The organism is Streptomyces sp. NBC_01431 (assembly GCF_036231355.1).
GTDB lineage: Bacteria > Actinomycetota > Actinomycetes > Streptomycetales > Streptomycetaceae > Streptomyces.
In genome coordinates, this window is record NZ_CP109496.1 from 1353940 (window position 1) to 1369855 (window position 15916).

The 15916-nt window shown below is 71.5% G+C and carries 14 protein-coding genes; 6 read left to right on the top strand and 8 right to left on the bottom strand.

All coding sequences use genetic code 11. The annotated features are described in order from the left end of the window. Positions 1–8: 8 nt before the first annotated feature. The 5 genes from OG522_RS06395 to OG522_RS06415 are packed head-to-tail and all read left to right on the top strand — an operon-like array spanning position 9 to position 4142. Entirely contained in the window at positions 9–1502 is a 1494-nt protein-coding gene (locus OG522_RS06395; RefSeq protein ID WP_329461959.1) for an amino acid adenylation domain-containing protein, read from the top strand. Positions 1503–1528: 26 nt separating this feature from the next. Then, positions 1529–1768 (top strand): phosphopantetheine-binding protein, encoded by a 240-nt coding sequence (locus tag OG522_RS06400; RefSeq protein ID WP_329461960.1) that lies wholly within the window; start codon positions 1529–1531, stop codon positions 1766–1768. Further along, a complete protein-coding gene (locus OG522_RS06405; RefSeq protein WP_329461961.1) occupies positions 1765–3090 on the top strand; it encodes a flavin monoamine oxidase family protein in 1326 nt (441 codons plus the stop codon). Before OG522_RS06400 ends, OG522_RS06405 begins: the two co-directional genes overlap by 4 nt. Before the next feature lie 32 nt (positions 3091–3122). Beyond that, the gene (gene paaI / locus OG522_RS06410) at positions 3123–3527 is read left to right on the top strand and encodes a hydroxyphenylacetyl-CoA thioesterase PaaI (RefSeq protein ID WP_329461962.1); all 405 of its coding nucleotides are present in this window, start codon (positions 3123–3125) and stop codon (positions 3525–3527) included. Between the two features lie 21 nt (positions 3528–3548). Beyond that, positions 3549–4142, top strand: a complete 594-nt coding sequence (locus OG522_RS06415; RefSeq protein WP_329461963.1) for a TIGR03086 family metal-binding protein — start codon at positions 3549–3551, stop codon at positions 4140–4142. Between the two features lie 47 nt (positions 4143–4189). On the opposite strand, the gene OG522_RS06420 is transcribed toward OG522_RS06415, so the two are convergent. Then, the gene (locus tag OG522_RS06420) at positions 4190–5146 is read right to left on the bottom strand and encodes a LysR family transcriptional regulator (protein ID WP_329461964.1); all 957 of its coding nucleotides are present in this window, start codon (positions 5144–5146) and stop codon (positions 4190–4192) included. A gap of 876 nt (positions 5147–6022) precedes the next feature. On the opposite strand from OG522_RS06420, the gene OG522_RS06425 reads away from it, so the two are divergent. After that, positions 6023–6835 carry an SAM-dependent methyltransferase gene (locus OG522_RS06425; RefSeq protein WP_329461965.1) on the top strand — a complete coding sequence of 271 codons (813 nt, stop codon included), beginning with the start codon at positions 6023–6025 and terminating at the stop codon, positions 6833–6835. A gap of 152 nt (positions 6836–6987) precedes the next feature. Here the strand turns inward: OG522_RS06425 and OG522_RS06430 are convergent, their stop codons facing one another. The 7 genes from OG522_RS06430 to OG522_RS06460 all read right to left on the bottom strand — a co-directional run bounded on the left by OG522_RS06430 (position 6988) and on the right by OG522_RS06460 (position 15607). Next, the gene (locus OG522_RS06430; protein ID WP_329461966.1) at positions 6988–7182 is read right to left on the bottom strand and encodes an acyl-CoA carboxylase subunit epsilon; all 195 of its coding nucleotides are present in this window, start codon (positions 7180–7182) and stop codon (positions 6988–6990) included. Positions 7183–7438: 256 nt separating this feature from the next. Next, the gene (locus OG522_RS06435; protein WP_329461967.1) at positions 7439–7837 is read right to left on the bottom strand and encodes a hypothetical protein; all 399 of its coding nucleotides are present in this window, start codon (positions 7835–7837) and stop codon (positions 7439–7441) included. Between the two features lie 250 nt (positions 7838–8087). Next, entirely contained in the window at positions 8088–10616 is a 2529-nt protein-coding gene (locus tag OG522_RS06440; RefSeq protein ID WP_329461968.1) for an aldehyde dehydrogenase family protein, read from the bottom strand. Then, a complete protein-coding gene (locus OG522_RS06445; protein WP_329461969.1) occupies positions 10613–11785 on the bottom strand; it encodes a LuxE/PaaK family acyltransferase in 1173 nt (390 codons plus the stop codon). Before OG522_RS06445 ends, OG522_RS06440 begins: the two co-directional genes overlap by 4 nt. Continuing rightward, positions 11782–12921, bottom strand: coding sequence for a GNAT family N-acetyltransferase (locus OG522_RS06450; RefSeq protein WP_329461970.1), 1140 nt, complete (start codon positions 12919–12921; stop codon positions 11782–11784). Before OG522_RS06450 ends, OG522_RS06445 begins: the two co-directional genes overlap by 4 nt. Next, positions 12918–14342 (bottom strand): MFS transporter, encoded by a 1425-nt coding sequence (locus OG522_RS06455; protein ID WP_329461971.1) that lies wholly within the window; start codon positions 14340–14342, stop codon positions 12918–12920. The genes OG522_RS06450 and OG522_RS06455 overlap by 4 nt, the downstream gene beginning before the upstream one ends. Next, positions 14339–15607: a phenylacetate--CoA ligase family protein gene (locus OG522_RS06460; RefSeq protein ID WP_329461972.1), complete on the bottom strand. Its 1269-nt coding sequence runs from the start codon at positions 15605–15607 to the stop codon at positions 14339–14341. The genes OG522_RS06455 and OG522_RS06460 overlap by 4 nt, the downstream gene beginning before the upstream one ends. Positions 15608–15916 lie beyond the last annotated feature (309 nt).

Here is a 15916-nt window from a genome sequence, read left to right on the forward strand (position 1 = left end):
GACTCGCCATGCCCGAAAACGCCCCGGACGTCCTCCAGCTCTTCCTGCGCACCGCCGAGCGGCACCCGGACACCGTCGCCGTGATCGACGGGAGCGGCTCCTGGACCTACGGCCAACTGCGCGCCCGCGTCCACCGTGTGGCCGCCGCGCTCGGCCCGCGGCCGGGCACCGTTGGCGTGCTCACCGACCGCAGCGCGAACACCGTCGCCGCGCTCCTCGGCGTTTTCGCCGCCGGCGGCGCCTACTGCCCCATCGACCCGTGCTTCTCAGCCGATCGCAAGAAGATCCTGGCCGATACGGCGGGGTGCCGGACCGTGCTGGCCGTGCGGCCGGACCCGGAGCGGTTCGGCCCGCCCGTCCTCGGCCCCGAACTCCCGGACAACCGCGACGCGTTGGAGCGGGAAGGTCTCCTCGTACAGCCGCGGCCGGACGATCCCGCCTACGTCCTGTTCACCTCCGGCTCGACCGGAAGGCCGAAGCCGGTGGTGACTCCTCGCGGGGCCATCGCCGCCGCGGTCGACTCCCTGGCCGGGCTGCTGGACGTCCGCCCCGGCGAGCGAGTGCTCCAGTTCGCCTCGCTGAACTGGGACACCTCGTTCGAGGAGATCCTGCCCACCCTCACCCATGGGGCGACCCTCGTCTTCGACGACGACGCCTACGCGGGCTCCATGCCGCGGTTCCTGCGCATGCTCGACCGCCTCGGTGTCAGCGTGCTCGACCTGCCCACGGCCTTCTGGCACGAGCTCGTCCACCACATGGTGGAGGCGGCCGGCCTCGCGCTGCCCGAGAGCGTCCGTACGGTCGTCATCGGCGGCGAGGCGACGAGCAGGGCCCGGCTTGACGACTGGCGCGGCCTGCCCGGCACCGACCGGATCCGGCTCGTCAACACCTACGGCTGCACGGAGACCACCCTGGTCACGCACGCCGCCGACCTGCACGGTCCGCGCGCGCGGCCGCGCGGTGACGGCTCCGCCCCGATCGGCCGGGCCCTGCCGCACGTACGGGAGCTGATCGCGGAAGAGGGCGAACTCCTCGTCGGCGGGCCCGCCCTGGCGCTCGGCTACCTGGATCTCCCGGAGGCCACCGAGGATCGCTTCACCGTCCTCGCGTCCGGGCGGTACTTCCGCACCGGCGACCGGGTCCGGCGCGCGGCCGACGGCGAACTGCACCACGAAGGGCGGCTCGACGACCAGATCAAGGTCCGCGGGATTCGCGTCGACCCGGCCGAGGTGGAGGCCCAGCTCTGCGCTCACGCGTCCGTCGCGTCCGCCGCCGCCACCGGCGTGCCCGCCGGTGATCACACGATCGTGGTCGCCTACGTGACGGCGAGCCGGCAAGCGGACGGCAGCGACCTCGTGGCCGAACTCCGCGCACATCTGCGTCAGCACAGCCCCAGCCACCTGAGGCCGAACCGCATCACCGTGGTGCCGGAGCTGGTCCACACCGCGAGCGGCAAGGTCGACCGTCGCCGCACCCACCACCGCTACACCACCGGCGCTTGAGCCGGCGAACCCGAGGAGAACGCCACATGTCCGCCGCAGAGCCCAGCACGATCGAACGGGTCACCGAGATCTACCGGCGCGTCTTGGACACGGACGCCGTACAGGCCGAGTCCGACTTCTTCGACCTGGGCGGGGACTCCCTGCTCGCCACCCGGGTGATCAGTGCCATCGCCCGCGACCTCGGCACCGAGCTGACCATCACCGACTTCCTGAAGGCCCCCACGCCACGGAGCATGGCCGAGCTGATTGCGAGCGTGACCGCGTGACCACCCTCATCGTCGGGGCGGGGCTCGCCGGGCTCACCGCCGCCACCGCACTGGCCGCCGCGGGACGGCAGGTGACGGTGTTGGAGGCCCGCGACCGGGTGGGCGGACGTACGCACGGCATCGAGGTGGCCCCGGGCCAGTGGGCGGACGCGGGCGCCGCCTACCTCGGCTCCCGTCACACCGAACTGAAGTCCGTCATGGCCCGGCTGGGCCTGGGCACGACGCCCACCACCACCGACGGCCGGAGCAGGTTCTCCCTCGGCGGCAGCCCGCAGGGCAGCGAAGGCCGGTTCCCACCCCTGAGCGCCGTCGCCCTCGGCCAGTTGTTCGATGCTCTGGACGAGGTGACCGGGCCGGTCCGCGCCGACGCTCCGTGGCTCACTCCGGACGCCGAGCGCCTGGACCGGATCAGCGCGGCGGATTGGATCGGGCAGCACGTCGACCACGCCGATGCCCGGCTGTTCTTCCCGCTGTTCCTGGGCGAGATGATGGCCGCCGACCCGGCCGACGTGTCCGTCCTGCACATGGCCTTCTATCTGAAGTCCGGCGGCGGCATCCGCTATCTCAACGCGTTCGCGGGCGGCGCGCAGGAGGACCGGGTGGACGGCGGCGCCCATCAGCTGAGCGAGTTGCTCGCCGCCGAGCTGGCGGGCCGGGTCCTGCTCGGGGAGCCCGCGCGCGTGGTCGAGGAGCACGGCTCCACGGTGCGCGTGCACACCGACCGGGGTGTCCACGAGGCCGACTCCCTCATCGTCGCCGTGCCCCCACTGCTCTCCGACGCCATCGAGTACCGTCCGGGGCTGCCCTTTCGCCGCTCCGGTTCCGCCACCGTCCCGGGCTGCGCCGTCAAGGTGCACCTCGTCTACCCGCGCCCGCTCTGGCGCGATCACGGGCTCTCCGGCTGGTCGGTGAGTGCCGAGGGCCCGCTGCTGTCCACGGTGGACGACTCCCCGCCCGGCGACGGCGTCGGCATCCTGACCGGCTTCGTCACCGGACGTGAGGCGCGCCAGTACGCGGCTCTGCCCCCCAAGGAACAGCGGGACGCGGCCGTCTCCCAGGCCCGGCGGCTCTTCCCGGAAGTGCCCGAGCCGATCGCCCACCACGTCACGGACTGGATCAACGAGGAGTACAGCAGGGGCTGCTACGCCGCACTGTTCGGCCTCGGGGACTGGGTCTCCTTCGGTCCGCACCTGGCCGCGCCGCACGGCCGTATCCACTGGGCCGGCACGGAGACCAGCACCGAGTTCTTCGGCCTCATGGAGGGTGCCATCCGTTCCGGACAGCGCGCCGCGGCCGAGGTCCTTCAGGCATACGATCACTGATGTCACGTCAATTCCCGTTGGAGGGGAGGCAGATGAAGGAGACACCGCAGAGCCGGGCGGACGCCATGTACAGCGCGGACCGGACCTGTCAGGAGCTCGGCATCAAGATCGACGGCATCGCGGAGGGCCGCGCCACCGCCCGCCTGTGCCTGTCGCCCGCGATGGTCAACGGCCACGGCACGGCCCACGGCGGCTATCTGTTCCTGCTCGCCGACGTGGCCTTCGCCTATGCCTGCAACACGCGGGGCGCGACCACCGTGGCGCAGGCGGCGCAAGTGGTGTTCCTGCGGCCGGCCTCGGCCGGTGACGAACTCGTCGCCGAGGCCGTCGAGCGCTCCCGGTTCGGTGCGAACGGCATCTACGACGTCACCGTCCGCCGATCCGACGGCACGGCGATCGCCGAGTTCCGGGGCCAGAGCCGTTCCCTGCCCAAGTGACCCGTACACGAGATGAGTGTGATGACTGACATCCGTCCCTTCGACCGCCGGGCGCTGGAGATCACGGAAGCGATCGTCGAGCAGGTCAAGCCCGAGCACCTGGGCCTGCCGACGCCCTGCGCGCAATGGTCGCTCCGGCAGCTGCTGGCCCATATGGCGGGCCAGAACCACGGGTTCGCGGCCGCCGCCGACGGGGAGGTCACCGACGCCTCCGTCTGGGCGGACCGCGTCGTGGACGACGATCCGGCAGGGGTCTTCCGGGCCTCCTGCGCGCGGGTCACCGCCGCGTTCGCCCGGGAGGGCGTGCTCGACGGCGAGTTCTGGCTGCCGGAGGTGCGCGGCGGGCAGATGTTCCCGGCCCGCACCGCCATCGGCTTCCACTTCGTGGACTACGTCGTGCACGGCTGGGACGTCGCCGCCACGCTGGGAGTTCCCGCCCCCTTCGACGACGAGACGCTCGCCGCCGTCCTGCCGTACGCGCGGGAAGTGCCGGACGGGGCCAACCGGCGCGAGCCGGGCGCGTCCTTCAGGCCCGGCCTCCCCGCGCCGGCCGGCGGCCCCCTCCTGGGCGGCATCCTGGCCATGCTGGGGCGCTCGCCGAAATGGCCCGCGTAACTGACGACGGTGTGGCTGAACCGGCGGACGAAACCCCTTCCGCCGGTTCAGCCACGAGGCCTGGTCAGCTCCTTCGGGGCCGGCTTCCAGGCCAACACGCTGTCCGGGACGCCCTGTTCGCCGCCGATCTGGCGGCCGCAGTAGGCGAGGGCACGAATACGCGCGTTCTCCTCGGCGGTGCGCCAGATCAGGGCGACCGACGTGGCCGGCAGATCCCGGATGGGAACGAAGGCGACATCCGGCTGCGCGTAGTAGCGCGCCACCGACTCGGCCAGTGGAGCGACGCCCTGGCCCGCCGCCGTCAGGGAGAGGATCTCCTGGCAGGTCTGCACTTCCTGGCCGAGCCGCATGGTGCGGCCGGCCGGGGTCACCCGCGGCACCTGGTGGTCCTGCCAGTAGCCGGGCGCCGTGCTGGCGAGCCGGAAGATGGTCTCGTCGGCGATGTCCTCGATACGGACGAAGCTCCGCTGCGCCAGTGGATGGTCGAGTGCGACGGCCAGCACCCGACGTTCCGTGCCGAGCACCGGACCGACCGTCAAGTCCGCCTCGTTCAAGGGGAGTCGGGCCACCAGTACGTCCACCTCGCCGCGGCGCAGTGGCCCCAGGAAGTCGCCGCACGGCACCTCTCGCAGCACGACCTGACACTCAGGGGCGCATATGCGCGCGGTCCGGATCAGCCTGGCCGCGTACCCTCCGCCCGCGGCACCGGTGAACCCGAGCCGCGCGGTGCCCGCAGTGCCGCGCGAGAGGGCGACGGCATCGGCGTACGCCTCGTTCAACTCCTCGTACAGCGGCCGCAGTCTGTCTATCAGCAGCTTCCCCAGGGCCGTCATCCGCACATGCCGGCTGCTGCGGTCGAAGAGCTGGCCACCGACCTTCTGCTCGGCATCCCGCAGCATGCGGCTGACCCGCGACTGCGAGATGCGCAGTTTGCCGCCCGTCCGCCCGAAGTGGAGCTGCTCGCTGAGGGTGATGAGGCACTCTATTTCACGCAGTTCGAGCACGGTTGCCCCTTGCCGGTGGGACCGAGCGGACCAGCAGAACGGGTGTGAGTAAGTCGGGTACGTCACGGACGCCGTCTTGGACGCGGCGTAAGCGAACGTCGCGGAAACACCGGTCGGCAGGGCTGTTGTCCGCTAAAGCAAGTGCAGTCCAAGCCGAACTCTTTGTCATCGCTGCTCCGTTGCTGGCGAGGGGTCCTGCGATACCCCCCACATGCAATCACGTCGCCGCGAGGGCCCCCGGCTCCGCCGTGAGCGCGGTCTCCGAAACCGGCCTATCCGTTGATCGCTCCGGGATCGTCGCGGGGCCCGCGGCGAGTTTGCCGTCCCGTACAGGATCCGGAGTTGATGCCCGCAGGCTTTGCGGGTACGGGGCGGCCACGCCGCGGATGCCGGATCGCTTGAGCGGAAGAGGGAAGCGGGGTCACATCAGTTGGCGCAATTTTTACCGCTCCATCGAATTCAGCCCCCGATAGAAAATTCACAAACCATTTTGATTCATGGAGAATCGGGCGAAAAACTTTGGCCTGAACCCGATGATTTTCGATGGCTTATCCGCACGGCTGGGCCGGGGCGGCTTGATTCACTGCCGCTCGTCAGCACGAGTATGCCGGATAGGACCGCACAGCCCTGCATGGCCCGCGAGTTGCCGGTTCCCTGTCCGTGAGTGGCCCCGCGCGTTGCGGCACGAGAGCCTTCACAGACCGCTGGGGCAGCCCAGGACGCCGGCCGACACCGGTGCGGCTCGGGATGGCCGAATCCCAGGACGTTGTGATCCACGAGCACCACAATGGCCGTAACGGTCCGCTGTCGCCATGGCGGTCGCCACAACTGCTCGTCCAGGACGCCTCGCGGGTGAGCGTGAAGAAAGGGAAAGACGTGAGTGAGAGCCAGTACCCGTCAGGTGCGTCGGGCAGGCTGAACACCGGGGTCGCGCACAACGCACGGGTATGGAACTACTGGATCGGCGGCAAGGACAACTACGAGGTCGACCAGCAGGTTGGTGACCGGGTCGCCTCGATGTTCCCGGTGATCCGGGACGTGGCCCGCGCGGACCGCGCCTTCCTCGGCCGCGCGGTCCGGTTCCTGACCGCCGACCGTGCGGTGCGGCAGTTCCTGGACATCGGCACCGGACTGCCCACCCTGGACAACACCCATGAGATCGCCCAACGGATCGCACCCGAGTCCCGGGTCGTCTACGTCGACAACGACCCCATCGTGCTCGTCCACGCCCGCAGCCTGCTGACCGGCGCTCCCCAGGGAGCCACCGATTACATCGACGCCGACGTCCACCACCCCGACAGCGTCATCGAGGGCGCCTCGGCGACCCTCGACCTTGAGCGGCCCGTCGCGGTCATGATGCTGGGCATCCTCAACTTCGTCCTCGACACGGACCAGGCACAGGACATCGTGCGCCGCATCATGGCCTCGGTCCCCTCCGGCAGCTATCTCGTCCTCACCCACCCCACCACCGACACCGACCTCGGCGGCGAGGGCAACATCGAGGCCATGAAGTTCTGGAACGAAAACGCGACACCGCCGATCACCGCCCGCACCCGCGCGGAGGTCAGCGCCTTCTTCGACGGCCTGGACCTGCTCGCTCCCGGTCTCGTGTCGTGCTCGCAATGGCGCGCCGAGTCCAGCTCAGCCGCCGCACTCCCCCAGTTCGGCGCGGTCGCCGTAAAGCCCTGACGGACACCGGCCTGTGCACGCTACAACGCGGCGCAGGGCCCGGAGGCGGCCGCCTCGCAGGTCGGCGCGAGGACGTCTCCGCCACGGAGGGGGCCGGTCGGTGGCGTCGGCCGCACCACGGCCCGTGCCGGTTCTGGACGTGGTGCGGGAGGTCAGGGGCCCGCCATCCAGGAGGTCGCGGGCACGTGAGCCTTCCAGGACCGGTCCCAGTACGCTCTGGACGTCCTGCGTTCCAGTTCGGCCCGCTGTTCGGCTGTCACCCCGGCAAGCGCACTCAGGACGACGGTGAGGGCCGCGATGTCGATGGCGCTGGGATGACCACGGTGTATGTGCAGGTGATGGGGCATCCCTTCACGTTGCTCCGACCGGCGCGGCGGCTCATCTCCAGTTCCGCCGTCCGGTCCAATCCGGCACACCCATGGGAGTAGATCGCGCTCCTGCGGCTTGCGCGATCCCCAGGACCGTGCGTGCCACGGCCGGGCGGGTCCGCGCGCGCCGCTTTTGTGGACGTACCCCCGTCGCCTCCCCACACGGCCGCAGCCCCGGCCGACGCAGGGTTGCTGCGCGGCGGGGGCTGCGGACGGATCTGGCAGTTGAACGCGGTCAGAGCAGCTTCGACGGGGCCTGGAACTGGTTGACGGGCGCGACGTTGCACGCCGGCTTGATGCCGCCGAGCAGGTGGCCGCCGATGCCCTCACCCTCGGGCAGCGGCACCCCGCAACGGCCATCGGCGCTGGCGAGCGGGGCGCCGTGACTGTTGAGGATGCCGCCCGATTCGCCGGTGATGACGGAGCTACCGTTGCGGGTCCCGAACTGGGTGGCACCGGTGCCGCCCGCGGTCGCGCCGTCGGCGAGACGGGTGTTGAGGATGCTGTCGAGCGCGTTGGTAGGGGTGTTCTGGGCCTTAGGAGTGGCGGTGTGCGCCGACGCCGACGCGGGCGCGGCGATGGCCATCGTCGCGGCAGTGGCAAAAACGGCGCCGGCCAGAACGTGCTTGATCACGGTGGTGTCCCTGTTCGATGGAGGCTTGCGGTGGCAAGGCCTCGCCGTGATGAGGCCTTCGCGGACCAAACAAGGCAGACGCGGCGTTGGTTGCGGTATATGACCCATTCAGTCCAACGGTGGGGCGTGCCACTGCTCCACATGTGTACGGAGCCGGTCTCCATGACGCCGGGCGAGAACGCGGCCACGACCGGGTTGCCGGAGCTCGCCGAAGGCCGGGCCGCGAGGCGCGCGGCCCGGCGGCGCCGGGTCAGGCGCGCGGGTCCGTGGGCCGCTGTCCGCGCCTGCGGTCCACGACCGCCGGCAGTTTGCCACTCGTCGGCGTGCGGAACAGCGCGGCGCCGTCGACCGTCTCGATGGTGAAGTCGAGCAGCTTCTCCGCGACTGCCGAGCGCACCTCCGGGTAACCGGCGAGGAAGGCTTCGCGCGCCGTGTCCGGGTCGGGGGCGTGGGACCGTTCCATCCGCAGGGTAAGGCCCTCGCGGACGCCCCCGCTGGTCAGGACGGCCTGCATCTCGCCGCTGTAGCACAGCTGTTCCGCCGCGATGGCGACGAAGCGGCGGTAGTTGAGGAAGTACGTCGCCACGCGCATCACCTCGCCCAGCCGGCCGAGCAGTTCGAAGCGCGGGGCGTGGCTGCCACACGGGCAGCGTCCGGGCAGGGCCCGTCCGAGGTCGCCGATGACGTAGCGGTCGAGGTGTTGGCCGCGGCGGGCACGGGTGGTGAAGACGAGCCGGCCGGTCTCTCCCGGTGCCACCGGGCGGTCCGCGTCGACCTCGACGACCTCCAGGGTGTGGAGGTCGGCGTGCAGGTGGTGGACGCCTCCGGTGCTGCGGGTGCACTGGTAGCCGAGGGGGCCGAGGTCGGTACTGCCGTAGGTGATGGAGTGGACGACCTCGATGCCGAACGTCTCGGTGAGGACGCGGCGTTGTTCGTCGGTGAAGTGCTCACCGCCGTAGTAGATCTTGCGGATTCCGCCGTAGGAGCGCAGCAGGTCGCCTTCCTCGTGCAGGAGCTGCCAGAGGTAGGAGGGCATCCCGAAGAGGGTGTCCACCTCGTACGCGACGATCATCTCCGCGGTGGCCCGGTGGTCGGGGCCGGCGGCCATCGGCATCTGGACGCCGCCCAGGCGCTCCAGGATGGAGAAGAAGCTGATGAATCCGCCGTACATGCCGCCGCAGTAGAAGAGGTTGGCGGTGCGGTCGCGTGCCGGGTCGTAGCCGGCGGCGAGCAGGCCGCGCGCGGCGGCCCGCATCTGCGTGTCGTAGTCCTCGTACGTGAAGAGGGACAGGGCGGGCGTGCCGGTGCTGCCTCCGCTGCGGAAGTACAGCTCCGCGTCGCCCCGCTCGACGCCGCGGTTGAGGTCCTGGACGGCGGCCTTGTCCAGCAGTGGCCCGGTGGGGCGCGGGAAGGCGGCCGGGCGGGCGAGGTCGTCGAGGCAGGCGGTGGTGGCGAAGCGTTCGTCGGCCTGGACGGCGACGCGGCGGCTGTAGCGCTGGAGCGCGTAGACGCCGTCGTGCGGTTCGCCGCAGTAGCCGGCGGTCATGGCGCCGACGGGTGTGACCCGGGTGGCTCCGGCGGCCAGGACCAGGGTGGAGAGCTCGGCGATGTCGGTACGGCTGCCCGCGAGGCCCGCCGTCTGGAGGTAGCGGCGCATGGGTCGCAGCGTCGCCATGAGGTTTTCGCGGGGCAGCGGCTTGACCCACACGGTGCGGTGCAGCGGAGAGGCGGTGAGGGCCGGGCGGATGTCGGCCATCACGCGCCACGTGCGGTCGGGGGCGGCGAGGACGCGGGTGAGGCCGAGGTGTTCCTCCAGGCGGGCGAGGTGTTCGGTCGTGGTCAGTTCCGCGTACTCGGCCGGGTCGAGCTCCTGCGCCGCGGGCGCCGGCCGGGCGGCGAGTGCCGCGGCGAGCCGGTCGCAGAACGCGTGGAGTTCGCCGGTGTCCTCGGTGTCGAGGTAGACGACCTGGGGGCTGGAGCAGGCCTGCTGCTCGAAGAGGCAGACGTCCTCGGCCAGGGCGTTCAGGGTCGCCTCGTCGGCCCAGGCGTCCCGGGTGAGATAGGCGAAGGAGATCTTGTGTCCCCACTCCACGAGGCGGCAGCCGGCCGGGACGTGGGCGGCGACGCCCGCCACGGCCGCCTCGCCGCCCCAGACCGCGACGGCGTCGGCGGGTGCGCACATCAGACGCAGCCAGTCCTGGCGGGAGGAGGGGAAGCGCAGCACGATGACGCGCTCGGCGAGGGCACCGGTCGGGTCCTGCGCGACGAGTTCGGCGAGGAGGTGTGCGGCGAGGAGGGTGTCGGAGCTGCTGGTCTTGAGGACGTTCACGTTGCCGGCGAGAAGTCCCTCGATCAGGCTGAGCGGGGCAACGGTGGCGGCGTTGCCGGGGGCTATGTGGGCGACCAGGCCGACGGGCGCCCAGGCCTCGTAGACCGTCTCCGTGGCATCGGGTCGGTTCAGCCGCTGCGGAGCGGTGCCGCCCAGTTCGCGGCGGAGTTTGCGGGTGAGGGCGCCCCGGTCGAGGAAGGCGGCGAGTTCGGCGTACAGCTCCTCGGCGTCGTCCGCGGGCAGGTGCAGGGCCAGCCGGCCCCGGACGGCGTGGCCCGGATCGCGCAGGGCTTGCGCGAGGGCGTCGCAGGCCGCCAGGACGGTCTCGGTGTCGAGCGGCACGGCGAGCGCGGCCCCGACGGCTGCGGGCAGCGCGGCCAGTCGGTCGGCGGCCTCGTCGTCACCGATGAAGGCGCCCTGCCAGTAGTGGTGGTTGATGGTGTCGGTCATGACATTCCCTTCATCAGTTCGGCGGCGGCCACGGCACAGCTGCGGTTGCGGCTGACTCCGGCGCGACCGTGGATGGTGAACCACGGGGTGGTCAGCTCACAGCCGCACTCCGCGCCCGGGTGGAGCGAGGCGAGGTCGCCCATGACGACGCTCTGCGCCGGTACGGAGGTGATGTACGGGGACACCAGGTGGAGGTAGCCGCGTTCGCCGTACGCGAGGGGTTCGAGGGTGCGGGTGGAACGGATGAAGACGCGGGACCACACGGGGGCGTGGAGGTTGTGGTGCGAGCACTCGATGTACGGGACGCAGTGCTCGACGGAGCCGAAGGTGTCGCGGATCCGCTCGGACGGCACGCCCAGTTGTTCGGTGACGCGGGCGTACAACTCGTGCTTGCCGATGCGGCGGTCGGCATGGCCCTTCCAGCCACCGCCGAGGACGATCAGGGAGCCCTCGGGCAGGCGCAGTGGTGGCAGGCCCATGGCGCGCATCCGTTCCAGGGTGAACCAGAGGAACGCGGGGAAGCCGAGGATGCGGACCGGCACGTCGTCCTCGGCGAAGCGGCGCAGCGCGGCGACGCAGCCGAAGGGGTCGAATTCGTGCCCGTTGCCGGTGTTGCGCAGGGCGTACTCGACCTGCCGGGCCGGGGCGAAGTCGCACAGGTAGTTGTCGGTGAACGAGGTGCCCAGGTTGAGGTCGCGGGCGGGTTCGTAGCTGTAGAGGAGGTAGTTGACCGGCTGGTCGGGAGTGATCCAGCCGTAGTGGTCGAAGATGCGGGCGACCATGCGCTGGGCGGAGCGGATCGTCCACTCGTCGAAGAACATCTGCGACTTCTGCCCCGTGGTACCTGAGGAGGTCAGGTGCAGGTGGATGTCGTCCGGGGGGATGGAGAGGACCTCGTGGCGCTTGAAGAAGTTCGCGTGCACCAGGGGTGCTTCGTACGGGACGCCGGGGAGGCCGGCGTCGCGCCGGTCGGCGTCCTGGAGGTCGCGGAAGAACGGCGACCGGTCCCGGTGCCAGGCGTTGATCTCCGCCATGGCCCCGCTGAACAGTTCCTCCTCCGCGGGACCGCAGGTGTAGGGATCGCTCAGGTCGCAGAGCTGTTGCAGCCGGGCGAGGGCGGCGGCGTCGGGGACGTCGACGGGGGCGAGATGGGGGTTGGGGTACGTCATGGGGCGACCTCACGTGAGGGCAGATGCGCCGACGCCCAGGCCGACACATAGGAATCGAGGAAGGGCTGGAGCGGCGGGTCGACGACCACGCCGCGGAAGTCGATGTGCTCGGTGGTGCGGGACATCACCACGTAGTCGTGGAAGCCGTCCTGGTCCCGGCGCATGGCCGGATAAACGGCCCCGGCGATGAAGCCCTGGGCGGCGAAGGCGGACAGCGCGGCGTGGTGTTCGAGGGGGACGAGCGCCTCGACGTAGCCGGCGCCGGCGCGGGTGAGGGTACGGGTGACCGGCTCCAGCCACCCCGCGGCGGCCGCCGGGTCGGGGTGGGCGGCGACCAGGGCGCAGTAGCCCCCGGTGCGGTTGAGGTAGGCGTACACCTCGAAGCCGCCTCCGTCGGCGGGGGTGAGGAGGATGTTCGGGGTGTGCAGGGGGTAGAACCAGCGGCCGCCGTCGGGGAAGTGGGCGTGGAAGCGGCGGCGGACGAAGGCCGGCGCCTCGATCACTTCCAGTGGCGCGGCCCCGGGCCCGGCGGGCAGCGGCGGCGGCGCCGTGGGCCGGGCCTCCGCATAGCTGATGCCGAGGCTCGCCCCGGCGGTGCGCAGGAGCGGTGCCAGGAGGGCGGGCACCTCGGCGACGGGCACCCGGCGCTCCAGCACCCCGGGTGAGTGGCGCGCGTAGAGCGCCAGGCTCTCCCGGCTGCCCAGGTCGACCGCGTTGGGCAGGATGCCCAACGGGCGGAAGCCGTGGCGGGCCACGACCCGCTGGGGGCCGGCGCTGACCGTCCGGACGGTGGCGTACACCGAGTCGAGGGTCCCGGCGTCGAGGGTGGCGGAGCACAGCGCCTCGGTCAGCCGTCCGGCGAGCCCCGATCCACGCTGGTCCGGGTGGACGGCGAGTCCTTCGAGGCGGCCTATGCGGGTGCCGGCCTCGCCGTGGATCGCGGCCGAACCGGCGAGGGCCCCGGTACGGGGGCAGCGGGCGACGAGCCAGAGGGTGTGCGGGTCGCGGATGAGCCGGGACATCTCGGCCGGGTCGGTGCCCAGTGCTGTGGGGTAGTGGGGTCCGTAGACGGCGTAGTACAGCTGGCGGAGGTCGGCGATGTCCGTGGGCGCGGCCTGTTCGATCACGGCGGTCATCGGGTGCCTCCGTCGGCGGGCGCGGGGGCGGAAACCGGCGCCGGGCGCGCCACGGTTTCGCCGGCGGGCTCGGGTGCGGAAACCGGCGCCGGATGCGCTGCGGTTTCGTCGTCGGGCTCAGGTGCGGAAACCGGCGCCGGGTGCGCCGCGGCTTCGTCGGCGGGCTCGGGGGCGGGTGCGTCCGCCGTACCGGAACGCCCGGGTAGCAGAAGCAGGGCGAGGGCGGCGGGCACCAGGCCGGCCGCCTGGATCAGGCACAGCGTCCGGGCGGAGAGATGGTCGCCCAGCAGCCCGAACAGCAGGGATGCGACCGGGAACGTCGCTCCCAGCACGGCCTGCATGACGGCGAAGAAGGCGGGCTTGTCGGAGGCCGGGACCAGGCGCTGGAACAGGGCCACGAAGCGGACGCCGATCACTCCGACGCACCAGCCCGTCACCAGGAGGGCGCCGGCGATGACGGGCCGGGCGGCGATCAGACCGGGTACGGCGAGGGCGACGGCCATCGCGCCGAGGCAGGCGGAGCCGACCACCGGGGGACGGCCGGGTACCCGGGCGCCCGTGAAGGAGCCGATGAGCGTGCCCAGGCCGAGGGACGCCTCCAGGAGGGACACGGTGGCGCCGTCGCCGTGCAGGACGGTGGCCGTGTACAGCGGCATGACGACGAAGACGGCGGTGGTGAAGAGGTTCGCCGCGGTGAAGCAGAGCAGGATGGCACGGACGTACGGCAGCGCGCCCAGGATCTGACGGAGCGTCCGCCGCGGGGCGGGCTCGGCCGGGTCGGCGCAGGGCGCGGTGCCGTCGGACGGGGCTCGGAAGCGGACGGTCGTGATGAGCACCGCGGCCGTGCCGTAGGCGACGGCGCAGCCCGCTGCGAGGCCGGCCACTTGGGCCGCGTCCACGACGAGGGCGCCGAGCAGGGCTCCGCCCAGGCTCGCGAGCGACTGGGTGGACAGTTCGAAGCCGGTGGCCGCTTCGATGTCCTCGTCGTCCACGAGTTGGGGCACGGAGGTGGTCAGGCACGGGTCGAAGAAGGCCTGGCAGGTCGCCAGGGCCAGGGCAGCCGCATAGACCGCGACGACCGGCAGGTCGCTCGCGGCGGCCCAGACGCTGAGTGCCGCGGCGGCCGTTCCCGCGCCCGCGGCCGCGGCACGCAGCAGCGCGCGGTGGGAGCAGCGGGCGATGGCACGGGCGACGAGCGGGGCCAGGGCCACGGCGGGCAGGGTGCTGACGGCCATGAGCAACCCGGCCGCGAGACCGCCGTCGCCGGAGGCCGCGTAGCCGATGAGCCACCAGGAGGCGCCCACCTGGAACATCCGCGTCCCGGCCTGGGTGAGCACCTGGCCCAGCCATACCGTCCCGAAGGCGCGGTTGCGCAGGACGAGCGGGAGCCGGCGGCCCGGGGCCTTGGTGAGGGCGCTCATGCGGTCGGCCTCTCGTCGAGGACGCGGACGAGCTTGCCGGAGCGGGAGTTGACGACGAGGTCGCGGTGGCGGGTCCACTCGACGCCGAGAGGGTGGACGAACCCCGTCGCGACGCTGTCGGGGTAGAGCGGCCGGGCCGTGTTCAGTCCGCTGACGACCGCCTTGGCCAGGACGTCCAATGCGCCCGGGTCGTGCCCGGGGGCGGTGGCAAGACGCAATATGAGGCCGTCGCGACCCGCCCAGCGGCGTACGACGAGTTGCGTGCCGGTGACGATGCCGTCGGTATCGGCTTCGGCGACAGCGCTCATGGCGTCGTCCCAGTACAGCGAGACGGGCCCGACGCGTACGCCTTCCTCGGCGCGGCCCAGGATGCGGAACGCCCCGCCTTCGGTGTCCGTCCACTCGGCGCGGTCACCGGCCGGGTAGCGGATGACGGGCATGAGGCTGCGGAAGAGCTGGGTGACGACGACCCGTCCGGGGCGGCCCGCCTCGCGAATCGGTTCGCCGGTCGTCTCGTCGAGGATCTCCACGACGGTGTGCGGGGCGAACGGCCGGTGCGTGCGTGTGTCGGGCCCTGCGACGGGCCTGCCGAGCAGGCCGCCGTCGACGCTGGCGTAGCCGAGCGAACGCGGTACGGCGTTGGGGAAGGCGCCCGCGAGAAGGCGACGCTGGTCGCAGAAGAGCGCCTCGCCACCGAAGAACAGCAGCTCGACCTGCGGGAGTTGGCGGCCGGTCGACGTCAGGTGCTCGGCGAGCCGGCACAGGGTGGTCGGCGTACCGGCGACGACGTGGGCGCCGAAGTCCTGGAGGGCCGAGACGGTCGACTCCAGGGGGGCTCCGCCGCCGATGGGCAGGCGTACGTTGGCCACGGGAGCGTGTGCGAGCGAGTCCAGGACGAACAGGAAGCTCGCGTACAGCTCACCGGCGTAGAACAGATCGGCCACCCGGTGACCGGGCCGCAGGCCCGCGTCGACAAGGCCGGCGCCGAACGCCGTGACGAACTCGCGCCACTCCTCGCGGGTGTAGCACGAGAAGCGCGGCGTGCCGGTGGTGCCGCCCGTCTTGAACACGACGGCCTCCGCCAAGGGGGCGGTCAGGACGCGGTTGTCGTGCAGGGTATTGGCGGCCCAGAACGCGTTCTGATCCACCACGGGCAGATCGGGGAGCCTGTTCACCTCGGGCGGCAGGTCGGCGTAGAGGTCGGCGTAGAAAGGGGAGCAGTCTCGGGCGAAACGCACGAGGTCTGAAATCCGCTGGACGGGCATGCTGCCTTTACCTGGAAGATGAAAGTTGAAAGGGAAAGGAAACAGGCGGCAGCCACGACACGCCGGTCCCCCGACTTATCTGTTGACCAATCAACAACGCATGCGCGCCCTGCACTTCGCAGGTGTGGGCCACGCCTGATCCCCACTCACATGATGGGACACCAGGAACGCACCACCAAATCGAAGGCAGATACCAGCCGGGCCGGGGAGCGGACTTTCGGCCCGCCTGACCGAAATCGCGACGCCGGGAAGATGACGTCGAGGCTGGCCGGAGAGCCGTTCCGGCGCCTTTTGAACGCGTGAATGAAG